13 protein-coding genes are annotated in these 14,852 nt (G+C 59.0%); 5 read left to right on the top strand and 8 right to left on the bottom strand.

What is annotated here, in order from left to right; genetic code table 11:
* Positions 1–75 precede the first annotated feature (75 nt).
* A complete protein-coding gene (locus GFS31_RS01880) occupies positions 76–1,419 on the top strand; it encodes a transposase (RefSeq protein ID WP_198806616.1) in 1,344 nt (447 codons plus the stop codon).
* Between the two features lie 135 nt (positions 1,420–1,554).
* Here the strand turns inward: GFS31_RS01880 and GFS31_RS01885 are convergent, their stop codons facing one another.
* Genes GFS31_RS01885 through GFS31_RS01895 form a run of 3 tightly spaced genes read right to left on the bottom strand, consistent with a single transcriptional unit; the run spans position 1,555 to position 4,149 of the window.
* A complete protein-coding gene (locus GFS31_RS01885) occupies positions 1,555–1,785 on the bottom strand; it encodes a hypothetical protein (RefSeq protein WP_198806617.1) in 231 nt (76 codons plus the stop codon).
* A 5-nt stretch (positions 1,786–1,790) separates the two neighbouring features.
* Positions 1,791–2,165 carry a GIY-YIG nuclease family protein gene (locus tag GFS31_RS01890; protein ID WP_198806618.1) on the bottom strand — a complete coding sequence of 125 codons (375 nt, stop codon included), beginning with the start codon at positions 2,163–2,165 and terminating at the stop codon, positions 1,791–1,793.
* Positions 2,166–2,193: 28 nt separating this feature from the next.
* Positions 2,194–4,149, bottom strand: coding sequence for an FAD-dependent oxidoreductase (locus GFS31_RS01895; RefSeq protein ID WP_198806619.1), 1,956 nt, complete (start codon positions 4,147–4,149; stop codon positions 2,194–2,196).
* A gap of 243 nt (positions 4,150–4,392) precedes the next feature.
* Here GFS31_RS01895 and GFS31_RS01900 point away from each other — a divergent pair, with 243 nt between their 5' ends.
* Together GFS31_RS01900 and GFS31_RS01905 are read left to right on the top strand one after the other, a co-directional pair.
* Complete coding sequence (locus tag GFS31_RS01900) at positions 4,393–5,166, top strand: ABC transporter permease (protein ID WP_198806620.1); 774 nt, start codon at positions 4,393–4,395, stop codon at positions 5,164–5,166.
* 178 nt (positions 5,167–5,344) lie between these two features.
* Positions 5,345–6,421 (top strand): succinylglutamate desuccinylase/aspartoacylase family protein, encoded by a 1,077-nt coding sequence (locus GFS31_RS01905; protein ID WP_263974880.1) that lies wholly within the window; start codon positions 5,345–5,347, stop codon positions 6,419–6,421.
* A 131-nt stretch (positions 6,422–6,552) separates the two neighbouring features.
* On the opposite strand, the gene GFS31_RS01910 is transcribed toward GFS31_RS01905, so the two are convergent.
* The 3 genes from GFS31_RS01910 to GFS31_RS01920 form a co-directional block, all read right to left on the bottom strand.
* Positions 6,553–7,875, bottom strand: a complete 1,323-nt coding sequence (locus GFS31_RS01910; RefSeq protein WP_198806621.1) for a DNA double-strand break repair nuclease NurA — start codon at positions 7,873–7,875, stop codon at positions 6,553–6,555.
* Positions 7,876–7,980: 105 nt separating this feature from the next.
* A complete protein-coding gene (locus tag GFS31_RS01915) occupies positions 7,981–8,805 on the bottom strand; it encodes a Uma2 family endonuclease (protein WP_198806622.1) in 825 nt (274 codons plus the stop codon).
* A gap of 124 nt (positions 8,806–8,929) precedes the next feature.
* Positions 8,930–9,337, bottom strand: a complete 408-nt coding sequence (locus GFS31_RS01920) for a response regulator (RefSeq protein WP_198806623.1) — start codon at positions 9,335–9,337, stop codon at positions 8,930–8,932.
* A gap of 254 nt (positions 9,338–9,591) precedes the next feature.
* Here GFS31_RS01920 and gyrA point away from each other — a divergent pair, with 254 nt between their 5' ends.
* Together gyrA and alr are read left to right on the top strand one after the other, a co-directional pair.
* Positions 9,592–12,126, top strand: coding sequence for a DNA gyrase subunit A (gyrA, locus tag GFS31_RS01925; RefSeq protein ID WP_198806624.1), 2,535 nt, complete (start codon positions 9,592–9,594; stop codon positions 12,124–12,126).
* A gap of 163 nt (positions 12,127–12,289) precedes the next feature.
* Positions 12,290–13,492, top strand: a complete 1,203-nt coding sequence (gene alr / locus GFS31_RS01930; protein WP_198806625.1) for an alanine racemase — start codon at positions 12,290–12,292, stop codon at positions 13,490–13,492.
* Between the two features lie 7 nt (positions 13,493–13,499).
* On the opposite strand, the gene GFS31_RS01935 is transcribed toward alr, so the two are convergent.
* Both GFS31_RS01935 and GFS31_RS01940 read right to left on the bottom strand, forming a co-directional pair.
* A complete protein-coding gene (locus tag GFS31_RS01935) occupies positions 13,500–14,036 on the bottom strand; it encodes a peroxiredoxin family protein (protein WP_198806626.1) in 537 nt (178 codons plus the stop codon).
* 77 nt (positions 14,037–14,113) lie between these two features.
* Positions 14,114–14,725 carry a peroxiredoxin gene (locus GFS31_RS01940; RefSeq protein ID WP_198806627.1) on the bottom strand — a complete coding sequence of 204 codons (612 nt, stop codon included), beginning with the start codon at positions 14,723–14,725 and terminating at the stop codon, positions 14,114–14,116.
* Between the last annotated feature and the right edge of the window lie 127 nt (positions 14,726–14,852).

Below are 14,852 nucleotides of genomic sequence, written 5' to 3' on the forward strand. Positions count from 1 at the left end.
CTCGACTTTATCCAATTGATCCAAAAAGGAAAGCAGCAAGCAGAATTCAGATAAGGGTCTGAGGAGCTTGCTGCGATGGAATTTATGTCGATGATGATAGCGTTTGCGCCGCTGTTTTCCCAGCGGGTGTGGCCCCAGGCTCTAACCCTGGTGATGGGGGCGCTGTTGGCCCCAGGGAAACGCACGGTGAGCCAGATTTTACGGGTGATGGGGTTAGCCGACGAGCCTCAATTTCAGCGTTATCACCGCGTGCTGAACCGGGCGGTCTGGTCGTCTCGGCAGGCGAGTCGAAGCTTACTAAACCTTTTGGTGGCCACCTTTGCCGCTGACGGGGTCATCGTGATGGGTCTCGATGACACGATCGAACGACGGTGGGGCAAGCGGATTGGAGCGCGGGGCATCTACCGTGACCCGGTGCGTTCGAGCCACGAGCATGTCGTCAAAACCAGTGGATTGCGCTGGCTCAGTCTCATGCTGCTGGTGCCGATTCCCTGGGCACAGGGCGTCTGGGCCTTGCCGTTTTTGACCGTACTCGCCCCGTCCGAGCGCTACCACCAAACCCACGGGCAACGGCACAAAGCGTTAACCGACTGGGCAAGACAAATGCTGCTTCAAGTCCGACGTTGGCTAGGAAATTGGCCCATGGTGGTGGTGGCGGATAGTAGCTTCGCCGCCCTAGACTTTCTGGCGTCGGTGAGCCATCGGCCCAATCCGGTTCACGTCGTCACTCGACTGCGCTTAGATGCCGCCCTGTATGAGCCCGCTCCGCCTCGCGACGCCCACACCATCGGTCGGCCTCGTAAAGTTGGGCCCCGCTTACCCACCCTAAAAACCCGATTGGAGGAGTCCTCCACCCCTTGGCAATCCCTGACCCTAGAGGGCTGGTATGGTCAGCAAACTTATACCTTGGAGTGGGTTTCGCAAACTGCCGTGTGGTACCACACCGGACTTCCCCCGGTTCCCATGCGTTGGGTCTTGGTGCGTGACCCGCTAGGCCAGTTGGAGCCTCAGGCCTTTCTCTGCACTGATCTGAAGGCTACACCTACCCAAATCTTGCTCTGGTTTCGCCAACGCTGGCAAGTCGAAGTCACCTTCCAGGAGATTCGGGCTCATTTAGGGGTCGAATCTCAGCGACAGTGGGCGGATTTAGCCATCCTACGCACCACACCTGCCTTACTCGCCCTGTTCTCTCTCGTCGTCCTCCTTACCCAGCGGCTGCATCCGCAGTTTACGTTCCCTCTCCCTCAAACCGCCTGGTACACGAAGCAACGCCCGACCTTCGCCGATGCCTTGGCCTTGGTTCGCCGCTATTTATGGGCGTCCCGGCTTTTTCAGACATCACGGGATGACCCTGAGTACGTTAAAGTCCCTCGCCCTATCTTCGACACCTGGACGGAGCTACTCTGCCATGCTGCCTGATTGGATAAAGTCGAGCTTAGATGTATATTGGCTTAGCTTTTGCCGTAAAGCACCAAAGTCTCGGTCATCATGCGGCATTCGCCTATGGTGTCCGAGATCTCAAAATGGCGAATTCATTTTATCTGTCCCATCGTCCTAGTCTAGATGGGGCAGTACGCCAATTTGGGGATGACAATCTGAAAATGTCAGAGAATCAGGGTCTAGAAAATCGGCCAAGGCCATCTCTAGGACCAATTCAATAGAGTAGTCAATTTGTTTGGCATGGTTCACGTAAGCCTCTCGAATATGAGCAGGTAGCACAGCCAGCAACATCAGTGCAGCGTCATGGCTGAGATGGTGATGTTGGGTCTGAGGAACAGTTTGCATTGTAGCTACCTCCAATCTCTGGTAGGGTACCTCGCATTATAGGGTGGTTTTGTGGCTTGGATTAAGATGTCTTCCAGCTCTTCTCCCAATTTGATCACATCAATCATGGAGAGAAGTGCGAACGAGATTCTAATCTCCCGATGATCATAATCATCGAGCCATGACCATGTGAGCGCTTTATGACCACCCTTGAAACGCTCCCGTAGCTTTTTCGTCTTTCCTAAATAGAGCAACTGGTGCTCCCGATGCCGAACGGCGTACAGACCAGGTGAGGGCGGCAGATGCTGAAATTCCCGCGTGATCAGGGCACAGGATTCAAACGGTGTTGACAGGAGCTCATTGAGCAATCGCTGTGCGTATTCTTGAGTATTGTTCAGCATCAGCACCCAGGTTATGAACCATAAACGATTAAATCTTCAGCACCCCCTCTGGGTTGACGGTGAGGATGGGGCGACGTTTGGCCCCTTCGCGCTGGAGGATGGTGTTGGCGGCGAGGAGGCCACTGCTGACGGCCCGCTCCATCAGGCCGCAGGGGAAGGGCATCCGCACCCAGTCACCCGCAAACAGGAGGTTGTCGGTGGTGGTGGCGGTTTGGGGACGGTTGGCGAAACTGCCCGGCGGGAATCCGGCGAAGTTCTTTTGGTTCACCAGTTGCCGATGGAGGATGGTGGCCCCCTTCAATTCGGGCACAATCTCGTAGAGTTCGGTCTCGAAGGTGTCGAGAATATCGGCCTGGGTGGGGAATTCCTTTTCCTTGTAGCAGTAGGCATGAAGCTCGACCACGCTGCCCCCGGTGCGTTCGGCCCAGTCAATGTAGTCTTCCTGGATGCGGTGGTAGAGGGTGATGCTATCGGTGAGGCGGTAGCCGGAGAGGGAGGTGAACCAGCTATGCTCCCAGTCAAAGTCGCGATCCAGCCAGAAGCGGCCCACCGCAAAGGGATCGGCCACCTGGAGTTCGTCTACTTGTTGAGCCAAGATGGGTTCCACGGTGCCCTCGGCTAGGGCAAAGAGGGACTTAATGCCGGGGATATCCGCCGCCATGATGTAGTAGTCGGCGGTGAGATCGTGGCTGGGGTTGCCGCCAGACTCGACGTTGGCGGCGATCAACTGCACCCGATCTCCATCCCGTTGCAGCACCTTGAAGGCGGTCAGATTGTCTTGGGCGGGGCCAGCCAGCACTTGGCCATCGCTGGCGTAGGCGGCACCGTGGCAGGGGCAGAGGTAGCCGTCGGCGGTGGTATCCACTTGGCGCTGCACGCTACAGCCCTGGTGGGTACAGGTGAGGGAGAGGGCGGTTTTGGCTCCGGGGGCGAGGGAATAGACCTGATCGCCTGCGCCGAAATATTCCAGGGTGTCGTTACTCAGCAGGGGGTTGCGCTCCACCCAGAAGGGCACGGGGTTGGTAGCCACGCTGCCCTTTTGGTAGGAAATCCCGGTGATTTTGCCCTCGTCCCAGCGCACCTGGCTGACGGTGGTTCCGGTCAGCACCTCGCCGCCGTTGGCCTTGATGGCTTCCACCATGGGATCAACCAGGGATCGTCCCATGTCTTGACAGGTGCCGTTGAAGGCCAGCCCTTCCGGGTTGCCAAAGAAATAGAAGTGGAAGAACTGCATCAGTTCCCCGGCGCTGAGCACGTCCGGCGCATTCAGGCTGGACTTGGCAAAGGGCAGGAAATACAGGTCGTACAGCCCCTTGGGGAAGTCATCGCCAACCCATTCCGCCATGGAAAGATGATCGAGGCGGTTGTAGCTCTGGGGGTTGCGGAAGCCCGTGATTTCCCGAAATACCTCCAGGTGCTTCATGTGGGTGAGGTTGATGCCCCACTTGAGGCGATTGGAGGAGGAAATGGCCAAATCCACGATATTCCATGGAAAAGCCGAGTTGCTGGGCCGGAATACCTCCGGCGCATAGCCCTCTTTATAGACCAGGGAATAGTAGTCCAGGGACTTGAAATTCTGGCGAATCTCCAGTTCGTTAATCAGGCTAAACAGGTTGTAATACTGCGGGAAAAAGCCGTGGAAGCCGTGCTCCATCATGAAGTGGTCGTCGCCCACTTGGATCGGCCAACTGGCGATTTTGCCGCCCAACTGGGGGGATCGCTCAATCAGCGTCACCGCCACGCCGCGCTGGCTGAGTTCGTAGGCGGTGGCTAACCCGGCCAAGCCACCGCCAATTACCACCGCCTTGAGGTCGCGCCCCACCTGAAGCGGCAATTCCAGCCGATCCTGCTGGAACACGATGGGCTGAGGCTTGCTCAGGCGAGAATAGCTCAACAGCGCCGCAATGCCCCCCACTCCAAAGAGTTTGAGAACGTTACGACGGGCGAGGGTTTGGGCAAACAGCCCCTCAAGGGATTCACTCATTAGACGTGTGCTTTGGCTTACATCAAATTCAGCCCCCAGGAGAGACCCCTGCGAGGTGTGCGGAGAGCGTAGTGCTGACAGGTGTGGGCAGACGGTATCACAACCCTCCCGGCCAGAGGAGGGGGAGTGGACAGTTTCGGCAAAAATGGCCTCAGACTCAGCCAATTCGGACGATGCAGCCCGACCCCGATGAAACCTCTATAGACTGTAATATTAAGTTGCCTTTACAGTCTATAAGAATCCATGAAATACCTGCGAGAGACCATCGCCGTCGCCCAGCGGATTTTGGCGGAGCTATGGTGCCGCAAGCGCAGCCTGATTTTTTGGGCGATTTTCCCGGTGCTGCTGCTGATCCTCAACAGCCTCATTTTGCAGGAACGGCTGCAAATTCCCCTGGAAGATGCCTATACCCTGGCGGCTCCCTCAACCCTGGTGGGGGCGGCGTTATTTTTTAGCGGGCTGGGGGGCAGCTTGGCCACGGTGGTTTCCGAGCGGGAGCAGCACACCCTGAAGCGGCTGTTTCTGTCGCCCCTCGGCGGCGTGTCGTACTTTTTAGGGATTTGCTTGGCCTACGTGGTGATTGGCCTGGGGCAAACGGTGCTGATGTACAGCCTTGCCTTTGCCCAGGGGGCCACCTTTGAGGGGTCTATCGCGGCTGGGTTGCTGATTGTGCTGCTGAGCATGGCCGCCTACGTGGGGGTGGGCTTTGTGCTGGGCACCCAACTGGCCCGCCGCACCGAGGATGTGAACTCCCTAGTAGCCGCCTTTGGCATTCCGCTGATGATTTTGGGTGGAGCCTTCATGCCCACGGATTTTTTCCCCGAATCCCTGATCAACCTCACCCGGTTTAACCCGATTTTTCACATGATTGAAGCCATGGTGGGCATTGCCGCCGAAGGGAACACCCTGGCCGAAGTGGGCGAACACGTTTGGTTTCTGGGCATTTTTGCCGTGGCCATGGTGGGTACGGGCTGGCTCTCCTACCAGCGCATGGTGCAGGTGGAGCGGCAGCTCTAGGGCAAGCAAACCCATCGATCAGGGCAGGTGCGGATCGAGTGCGGATCGGGTACATCAGGCAGGCTGCGATGCGGGAACACGATAACGAATGCCGCGATGGAGGCCGTCTTTCGGTATATTGGCTAGCAAGCATTTTCCGTTGCCCCGCGCCTAGCCCACTCCCCTTCAGCGAGACCCCTTGGCGACAGACCCCGCCCCAGATGTGGCCCCAGACCTGGCCCCTACGCTGCTCCCCGATTCGGAATGCCCGCCCCGTCGGCCCCGAAGAACATCGGCCCGTGCGACCGCTGCCTCAGAGCCCTGCCTACCACTGGTGGTGGGTGGCCAAACCATTCCCCCAGGCCGACGGGTGCGGCTAGATTTGCCTGTGGCGCGGCTAACCACAGGCACGATGATGTCCCTTCCGGTGACGGTGATTAACGGCAAATATCCCGGCCCCCGACTGTGGCTCAGTGCCGCCATCCACGGCGATGAACTCAACGGCGTCGATATTATTCGCCGCCTAGTTCGGGCGCTGAGGCCCACCCGGCTGCGGGGGGCGGTGATTGCGGTGCCTGTGGTGAATATTTTTGGCTTACTGGAGCAGTCGCGCTACCTGCCAGATCGCCGGGATTTGAACCGTTCCTTTCCCGGTTCCCCGCGAGGCTCCTTGGCTAGTCGGCTGGCGTTTTTGTTTATGAGCGAAGTGGTGAACCAGTGCACCCACGGCATCGACCTGCACACCGCCGCCATCCACCGCACCAACCTACCCCAGGTGCGGGCCGACCTCTCCGACCCCGACACCTACGCCTTTGCCCAAGCCTTTGGCGCACCGATTATCCTCCATGCAGCCCACCGGGATGGATCTCTGCGCCAAGCCGCTGCCAAGCGCCATATCCCCACCCTACTCTACGAAGGCGGTGAAGCCCTGCGGTTTGATGAAGCGGCGATCCAGGGCGGTGTAGACGGCATCTATCGAGCCATGGCTCACCTGGGGATGTATGCGCCCCCCAGTTCTCTACCCGCCGCAACCAGCCTCGAAGCCCGCGAAACTCGCTGGGTACGGGCCTCCCGTGGGGGCATTTGGCGCTGCACCACCCGCCTGGGCGAAACGGTGAAAGCCCGCCAATCCCTAGGATTCATCAGCGATACCTTTGGCGATAAACCCGTCCAAGTCCGCAGCCCCATGGCCGGAATCGTCATCGGCCACGGCCAAAATCCCCTGGTGAACCAAGGCGATGCCCTCGTTCATGTGGCCCGGTTAGAAGCGCCGTAGGACAGATTGGCCCTCACCCTAAATCCCTCTCCCTCCAGGAGAGGGACTTTGAAGGATTTTCCGGCTCCCCTCTCCCTCCTGGGAGAGGGGCTGGGGGTGAGGGCAACCAAGGACGTTATGGTGGCAGAAGACTAAGCAATACTTCCCCGTTTTCGGGCTTCTTTGGCGGAAATGCCGATGTTTTTCAGGCCCGCCCGCACCATTTCTCGCTCCAGGAGGGCAAAAAATCGCTGGCGATCTCCCCCTCGCACCACCGCCTGGTTGTGGGCCTCCGCCAGGGCCACCGGATAGCCATAGCCCTTTTGCACCTGGGCCAGCACCAGCCGCAGGGCCATATCGCATTGGGCTGCATCGGCCACCACCCACTCCGGCATCTCCACCCGCGCCACCTCTACCCCCACATGGAGGTAGCAGAAGTAAATCCGCTGATCGCCGTAGAGCTCCAGAATGCTGGCGGAACTCCGCCAAAAGGGACTGCGCTGCCCCGGTTCCAGTTCTGTGGCCCAAAACACCGCATCTCGCAGGGGCATGAACCCACCACAGGGCGCTTTTTCCGATTGGCCGTTGCAGTGCTGGCCGCAGTGGGGTTGAGGAAAGGGGCAGGCGGGCAGGCGCAAAAAGTTCAGGCCCTCGCTGCTGCGGGTGGCGCTGAGGTAGCTGACGATGGGAATGCCCAGCCGTCGGAGCCGATCCCAGGCCGCCAAAATGGGGGTAAGGATGTGGTCGCGGGCCTCGGCGGGCAGTCCGTCTAGGAACCAGTAAATCAAGGAGCCATCGGCCATGGCCAAAACTGGGGACGGCAGATCCGTAACCGGGGATGGCAGATCCACCGGGGCTGAGTTTTTCGAGATTTCTGGGGATGCCGTCATGCTCAAGGTTGGCATTTCTGAGGATGTATCGAGTTCTTCTGAGGGTGTGCCCGGTTGTGGAGAAATTCCCCCGTCACCCTCGGCTAGCATCGCCCCCAGTTCCGCCAGGGCCACTGCCTCCGCCACGGTGCGTCGATGGCCCATCCATTCCTCGGTGCCAATGCCCCAGGGGCGCGACTGATACAGATCCTCAGGCCGATAGATCACCTCCGGCAGGCTATCCAGGAGCGGAAACCGCCCCTGTCCATAGTGCAGCACCACCCGACCCACGTTGATCAAGTAGCAGTAGGCGATTTCGTGGTGGCTGGGGGAAATCTGCGATCCATCGGTGGCCAGCACCGTGTGGGCCGCAGGGGCCGCATCCAGGCTGACGCGAGTGGTCAACGGCTCTACGGGCAACGCCGCCGTAAAGGCTAGGTGATCGGCAAAGTCTCGCTGGTGGGCCACCCAAGTTTCTTGATTCTGGGCGGCGGTGGTCAGCCATCGCCGCGCCAACCGCACCCGCCCTTGAGCCGCTTCCGCCTCCTGGGCCAAATGCTGACTAATGCCCTGCATCTGCTGGGCCAACCGCGCCAAATCCAGCATGGAATCCTGCCTATCGCCCTTTTTCCCTAGCTTAGGCGACTTCGACCCCGACATCCCGTGGACAAAGCCATGACCTGCGCCCTCGATCTAGCGCCAGAACGTGCCTCACACCACCTGATCCGGATCAATCCCCTGGGCTCTGAGGAGTTCGGCCAACCGTTCGGCTCGGAAGCGTTCCCGTTCGGCCCTAAGACCCTCTTGATCGGCCCGTTCCCGTTCTCTTTCCACAGGCGTCAAGATCCACTGGCCATTGGCATCAAAAAAACGAATCCATTGCCGCGTACAGTCCTGAAATTCCCCATGCCATAGCCCCAGGCCAATGTTGAGTTCTGGGATCATAAAACGCCCATCCGTGATCGGGATTGGAGCGTACCCGAACTCCGTGAGGCGAAAAGCTTGCAAGGCTCCCGTGTAGCGGTTGAACACCACGTAGTAGGGGATCCGAAGGATTTGCTCGTAAACCTGCCACTTGGGCGGTGGGGTATTGGGGTTCGTGGACTGGATGAGGCCCAAATCTTCATCGGCGGTGCCGGGAGACAGGAGTTCTACCACAATGTAGGGGTTGACCTGTTCCTGCCAGGTGACGTAGCTGAGCCGGAGGTCGTCGTCGTCACGAAATCGGGGAACACCCACTACGGCAAACCAGTCGGGCCGCTTGTACCAGCGGGGATGGGTGAGGTCGTAGTACAGATTTAGGTCGGCAGCGGTGAAAATACGATCTGCCGCCACATCGGCAAGGCGAAAGGTGGCGCTGAGTAGCTGGGGCTGAAAATCATGAAATTCGTCTGGCAACCCAGGTTCCTCCGGGTCTTCGCTGGGCAAATCATACATCGTCGGCCATTGCTCCCGTGGCAGGGACACATCCGCTGGAACGATGTAGGGATTTTGGGGAATTTGGGTAGGGGATGGGGAGACAGACCGAGGAGACATGGGCCGGGGGTGCTCCTGGAAGGTGGTGGGTTGATCTTAGCGAATCCTGCCAATGGGCTGAGGGGGGCTTGATCCTGGTGTGGACTCCCCTTGCACAAAGGGAAGTTTTATAGTACAAATGTATTTATTCGTTTATGGAGTTGCCCATGGCGGCCTTGACTTGATCCACAAATTCCTGATGATCAATCACGGGCTTGGTAATGTAGCCATCGGCCCCGCTTTGGCTGAGGAAATTTTCCCGGTCGCCTTCCATGGCGTGGGCCGTGACGAGAATGATCGGCAAATTCGCAGTTTGGGGGTCAGATTTAAGCAGCTGGGTAATTTTGATGCCATCCATGGGTTTGCCCTCATACATGCTGTGGGCTAGCGAGACATCCATCAAAATGACGCTAATGTCGCCACTGCGGGCTAGGGAAACCACCTCTTCCACATCCTCGGTGTGTTTGACGGTTAATCCGCCCCGTTTCGTCAAAATTTTGGAGAATACCCGTGCATTGACCACATCATCTTCAACAATTAGGACGGTTTTCATGGTGTTTATATCCCCTTCTCACCGCCCAATATGCCACAAAACCCTGAGGAAACTGTAGGCTAACCCATGCCGCTAGGGCGGTATTGCGGTTTGTGACGCAGGGGATTGCTGTCCCTGGTCTTCCTACTCTGTCAGGACAATGACGGGTTCTCCGGCGGTGCCCAGGGAACGTCAGCCCTTGCCATGCCCCGCCCCTTGCGATTAAGTTACAGCATTGTTAACCTTCCCCATTTCCCATCCAGGAATCCTCACCCATGTCCGACCAACTGAACCTGCTTGCTTCGGGTCAAATTGTGCCTACCTCGCTCCACACCGAGGTGCAGCGGTCGTACCTGGAATACGCCATGAGCGTGATTGTGGGGCGGGCCTTGCCCGATGTGCGCGATGGCCTCAAACCCGTGCATCGCCGCATTCTCTACGCCATGCACGAGTTGGGCTTGACTCCCGACCGACCCTACCGCAAATGCGCCCGCGTGGTGGGGGATGTGCTGGGCAAATACCATCCCCACGGCGATCAGGCGGTCTACGATGCCCTGGTGCGGATGGTTCAGACCTTTTCGAGCCGCTACCCGCTGCTGGATGGCCACGGCAACTTTGGCTCGGTGGATAACGACCCCCCGGCGGCGATGCGCTACACCGAAACCCGCCTCTCGCCCGTCAGTCATGGAGCCATGCTGGGCGACATCAGCGAAGCCCTGGTGGATTTCATCGACAACTTCGATAGCTCCCAGCAGGAGCCTGTGGTGCTGCCCACCCAGTTGCCCAACCTGTTGCTGAATGGCTGTTCCGGCATTGCCGTGGGCATGGCGACGAACATTCCCCCCCACAACTTGGGGGAGGTGGTGGACGGGCTGATTGCCATGATTGATCGGCCCCAGATGACCGATGAGGATCTGTTTCGGCTGATTCCTGGCCCGGACTTTCCTACGGGTGGGGAAATCATCGGCACCGAGGGCATTTTGGATGCCTACCGCACCGGACGGGGCAGCATTCCCGTGCGCGGTATCTGCCAGTTTGAGGAGGTTCGACCGGGCAAGGGGCGTCAGCGGCGCAATGCGATTGTGGTGACGGAACTGCCCTACCAGGTGAACAAGGCGGGCTGGATTGAGAAAATTGCCCAACTCGTTAACGCGGGCAAGCTGGAGGGCATCGCCGACATCCGCGACGAAAGCGACCGCGACGGCATGCGGGTGGTGATCGAACTGAAGCGCGACACCCCCGCCCAAAAGGTGCTGCAAGACCTCTACCGCATGACCCCCCTGCAAAGCAATTTCGGCGTGATCATGCTGGCCTTGGACAATGGCCAACCCCGCCAAATGCCCCTGCGCGAGGTGATGCAGGCATTTCTGGACTTCCGAGAAACCACCCTCACCCGCCACTACCAGCACCAGCTCGAAAAAACCGAAGCCAAGCTCCACATCACCGAGGGGCTACTCACCGCCCTAAGCAACATTGATGCCATCATCGACATCCTTCGCAACGCTCCCGACGGCACCACCGCCAAACAGGAATTTCAGCGGCGGTTTGACCTCAGCGAACGCCAATCCGACGCCATTTTGGCTATGCCCCTGCGCAAATTGACGGGGATGGAACGCCAGGGTCTCGAATCCGAATTTGAAGAACTCACCCAGCGGCGGGACGAATTACAGCGTCTATTATCCGACCGCAAGGAACTCCTCAAAGCCCTAAAAAAAGAACTCAAAGCCCTGCGTAAAAAGTTTAACGATCCCCGCCGCACCCGCATCCAAAGCGACGCAGAACGGGCCGAAGAAACCCAGCAAGTAGAAGAAATTATTGCTGAAGTGGAAGACGAAGAAGCGGTGGTAGAATTCACCCAAAAAGGCTACGTGCGCCGCTATTCCCAGCGTTCTTACCAACGGCGGCAGGCGCGGTTAGAAACCGACACCGACCCCAAACTGCACCCCACCGAAGACGACCCCATCGTCCAAGTGGAACCCGCCCTCACGGCCCAAGAGGTGCTTACCCTCACCCGCGATGGCCGTGCCTTCACCGTTGCCGTGGGGGATATTCCGCCGCCGCCCCGCCAGGGCAAGGGCGTGCCCTTGGTGAACCTGCTACCCGATTCCGTCCCCGCCGAGGCCGATGCCATTGTGGCCCAGTTCGTTTTGCGCGAAGACCTGATGGAACACGACCTCATCCTCGTCACCCAGAAGGGCAAAATCAAACGCGCCCCCCTCAAAGAATTCACCAACCTCACTGGACGCGGCCTCACCGCCATGAAGGTGAAAGACGACGACGAGCTCGCCTACGTCTCCCTCGCCCAACTGGGGGATGATCTGGTGCTGGCCTGCTCCGGTGGTCGGGTGTTGCGCTTCCCCATCGACGACGACAACCTGCCCCTGATGGGCCGCACCGCCCAAGGCCCCCAAGGGATGCGCCTCGGCAAATACGAACGCCTGGTGGGCTGCGTCACCGTGAAATCCGGCTACGACGAGGTGATTCTGATTTCAGCGGCAGGCTTTGGCAAGCGCCTCCCGGTGGAAGATCTCCGCACCACCAGGCGCGGCGACCTGGGCAGCCAAGCGTTCCAGTTCAGCCTCAAAACCGACAAACTGCTGGCCCTGCTGCCCGCCCCTGTCCACAGCACCCTCACCCTCTTCAGCAACACCGACCGAGTGGCTGTCCTCCCCACCGCCACCGTGCCCCGCCTAGGCCGCACCGGAGAATGCCCCCGGTTGGTGAAACCCAATAAGGAGGAAACCCTCATCCGCGTGACTCAGGTGGTGCCTATCAGCAATTCAGAAACTGCGGCTATCGAGGGAGACTAGCAGAGAGATTTACTCAAACCAAGGGAAGAACCCTCTCCTGATGCTGTGGTGGTTGGATAACTCAACAGCGGTAGTCTCAGATAGCCATTGCTGTTAGCGCTATGATGGGTCGCTAATTCGTGAAATACCTGCGATGATGCCCGTGGTTATGGAGGAATGAGCCATGCTGAGTTGGGAGCAAACCCCCAGTTTGGGGCCAATGCGCTGCTGTCGGGCTTGGGTAGAGATTGATTTAGAAGCCCTGCGCCACAATGTGCAGCAGTTCAAACAACATCTAGGCCATCGCGCCCAGTTGATGGCCGTGGTAAAGGCCGATGCCTATGGTCATGGGGCTGTGATGATAGCCCAGGCCGCGCTGAAGGCCGGGGCCAACTGGCTAGGGGTAGCGACGGTGCCGGAGGGGATCGAGCTACGCACCGCCGGGGTGCAGGCTCCCATTTTAGTCATGGGGGCGGTGAATAGCCCTGAAGAAATGCAGGCTATCGCCCGGTGGCAGTTGCAGCCCACCCTGGTAACGCCCAAGCAAGCTCTCATGTTTTCAGACATCCTGTCGCGGTTGGCCCCCGCCCGCCCGGTGGAGGTGCATCTGAAGCTAGACACAGGCATGTCTCGGCTGGGCTTCCCTGCTGCTGAGGCTGTGGAGTTTGTGCGATTTGTGCGTCCGTTGCCCCATCTCACCATTGGCGGGCTCTACTCCCACTTTGCCACCGCCGACAGCCCCGACCCCACTACGATGATCCAGCAGCATCAGCGGTTTCAGGCGGCGGTAGCCCAGTTAACGGCTGAAAACCTGCTGCCTCCTCGGCTGCACCTGGCTAACACTGCGGCCACCCTAGCCGATCCCGCTCTGCACTACGATATGGTGCGCGTGGGCCTAGGTCTCTATGGGCTGTATCCTGCGCCCCACCTGCAATCGGTGCTAGATCTCAAACCTGTGATGCAGGTTAAGGCCCGAATTACGCTGCTGAAAGACCTGCCCGCCGGAACTGGAGTCAGCTACGGCCATTCCTACATAGCCGAGCACCCCCTGCGGATGGCGGTGGTGGGCATTGGCTATGCCGATGGGGTGCCGCGCATTTTGTCTAACCGCATTCAGGGGATGATTAAGGGCCAACTCGCCCCTCAAATCGGCACCATTACGATGGATCAACTCATGGTCGATGTGACTCACATTCCCGACCTGCAAGAGGGCGATGTCGTCACGCTGCTGGGGCAAGATGGCCCCCACTGCACCACCGCCGACGATTGGGCCGACCTAACCCAATCCATCTCCTGGGAAATTCTCTGCGGGTTCAAGCACCGCCTCCCCCGCGTTGCTATCGAAAAACCAATTTCTTCGATTCAAGGGGCTCGGCAAGGAGGTTAGCGGCCCGTCACAGTGCCTCCACGGCGGCTAACAGCGCCTCAGGGTCGGCATTGTGGTGCAAAAAGGAAAACCAGTGGCCGTAGCGCAGTTGACCCTGGGCATCTAGCACAAACTGGGCGGGGAGGGGTGCCCCCAGGGCTTGGCCTGTATGGTAGTTTTGGAAGCTTTGGCCCACCGGGTCACACAGCAGCGGCAGGGGCAGGTGCAGGTCTTCCACCACGGCCCTGCCCTGGCGAGGGTTGAGACTTGTTATCATCAAAACCTCCGTGCCCGTATCCCGAAACCGTTGGTAGGCGGCATTCATGGCCATAATGTGGGGATAGCAAAAGGGGCAGTACACCCCCTCGGCAAAGATGCGGGTAAAGGCCAGCACCACGGGCTGTTTGCCGCGCCAGTTGGCCAGCCGCACCGTGCGCCCATGGGTGACATCGACTAGGGCAAAATCGGGAACACCCACGCCTAGGGCCAACCCCAGTCGGGCGGGGCGGGGCAGCAGGTACTTGCGCCAAATCTGCCAGGGGGCAAGGGACGGTGCAGCGGTCATGGCTAGAATCAAGGGGACATCAACGGGGCAGCTAGGATCAAGGCCATCGGGGGAAGCGACCGCCTAGGGCATCGTGCTTACCCTGGGGTGTCGGCAAAGAAATCTTTGGATTTCACGGGGTCGGGCACCATGGTTTTATCCCCCGGTTGCCAATCAACCGGACACACTTCGTTGGGGTTGCTCTGCACATGCTGAATCGCCTGGAGCACCCGCAGGGTTTCGTCTACATTGCGGCCAAAGGCAAGATTGTTGATGGTGGCGTGTTGAACAATGCCCTCGCGGTCGATGATAAACAGCCCCCGCAAGGCCACGCCTGCTTCAGGATCTAGCACATTGTAGGCAGCGCTAACCTCCTTTTTGAGGTCGGAAATGAGGGGATAGTTCAAGTCCCCCACGCCGCCCGCCTTGCGCTCGGTTTGAACCCAGGCAAGGTGGGCGAATTCACTGTCCACCGACACTGCCAAGATTTGGGCATGGAGCGCCTTAAATTCCTCACAGCGGTCGCTAAAGGCGGCAATTTCTGTAGGGCAAACGAAGGTGAAATCGAGGGGATAGAAAAACAGCACCACGTACTGCCCTCGATAGTCCGACAGCTTAATGACCTTAAAGGCTTGATCGACCACTGCCGTCGCCGAAAAATCTGGGGCCAGTTGCCCAACCCGCAAACATCCCTCCGCGTGCTCTGTCATGGTTGCGATTCCTAACCAACGGTTGCTCCTATAAGGGTAAACCCTATTCTTGGGATTTCAACCGCAGCGAGGCTCTAGCCAGCGGGCTGGGGTAGCGCGACCGTCGCGGCATGGCGGCTATCTACCA

This window comes from Leptolyngbya sp. BL0902 (assembly GCF_016403105.1).
GTDB lineage: Bacteria > Cyanobacteriota > Cyanobacteriia > Phormidesmidales > Phormidesmidaceae > Nodosilinea.

What these genes read in the sequence shown, in the direction of transcription:
- GFS31_RS01880 (WP_198806616.1), top strand. Translation starts at nt 76, where the DNA reads ATGGAATTTATGTCGATGATGATAGCGTTTGCGCCGCTGTTTTCCCAG.
- GFS31_RS01885 (WP_198806617.1), bottom strand. Translation starts at nt 1,785, where the DNA reads ATGCAAACTGTTCCTCAGACCCAACATCACCATCTCAGCCATGACGCT.
- GFS31_RS01890 (WP_198806618.1), bottom strand. Translation starts at nt 2,165, where the DNA reads ATGCTGAACAATACTCAAGAATACGCACAGCGATTGCTCAATGAGCTC.
- GFS31_RS01895 (WP_198806619.1), bottom strand. Translation starts at nt 4,149, where the DNA reads ATGAGTGAATCCCTTGAGGGGCTGTTTGCCCAAACCCTCGCCCGTCGT.
- GFS31_RS01900 (WP_198806620.1), top strand. Translation starts at nt 4,393, where the DNA reads ATGAAATACCTGCGAGAGACCATCGCCGTCGCCCAGCGGATTTTGGCG.
- GFS31_RS01910 (WP_198806621.1), bottom strand. Translation starts at nt 7,875, where the DNA reads ATGCTGGATTTGGCGCGGTTGGCCCAGCAGATGCAGGGCATTAGTCAG.
- GFS31_RS01915 (WP_198806622.1), bottom strand. Translation starts at nt 8,805, where the DNA reads ATGTCTCCTCGGTCTGTCTCCCCATCCCCTACCCAAATTCCCCAAAAT.
- GFS31_RS01920 (WP_198806623.1), bottom strand. Translation starts at nt 9,337, where the DNA reads ATGAAAACCGTCCTAATTGTTGAAGATGATGTGGTCAATGCACGGGTA.
- gyrA (WP_198806624.1), top strand. Translation starts at nt 9,592, where the DNA reads ATGTCCGACCAACTGAACCTGCTTGCTTCGGGTCAAATTGTGCCTACC.
- alr (WP_198806625.1), top strand. Translation starts at nt 12,290, where the DNA reads ATGCTGAGTTGGGAGCAAACCCCCAGTTTGGGGCCAATGCGCTGCTGT.
- GFS31_RS01935 (WP_198806626.1), bottom strand. Translation starts at nt 14,036, where the DNA reads ATGACCGCTGCACCGTCCCTTGCCCCCTGGCAGATTTGGCGCAAGTAC.
- GFS31_RS01940 (WP_198806627.1), bottom strand. Translation starts at nt 14,725, where the DNA reads ATGACAGAGCACGCGGAGGGATGTTTGCGGGTTGGGCAACTGGCCCCA.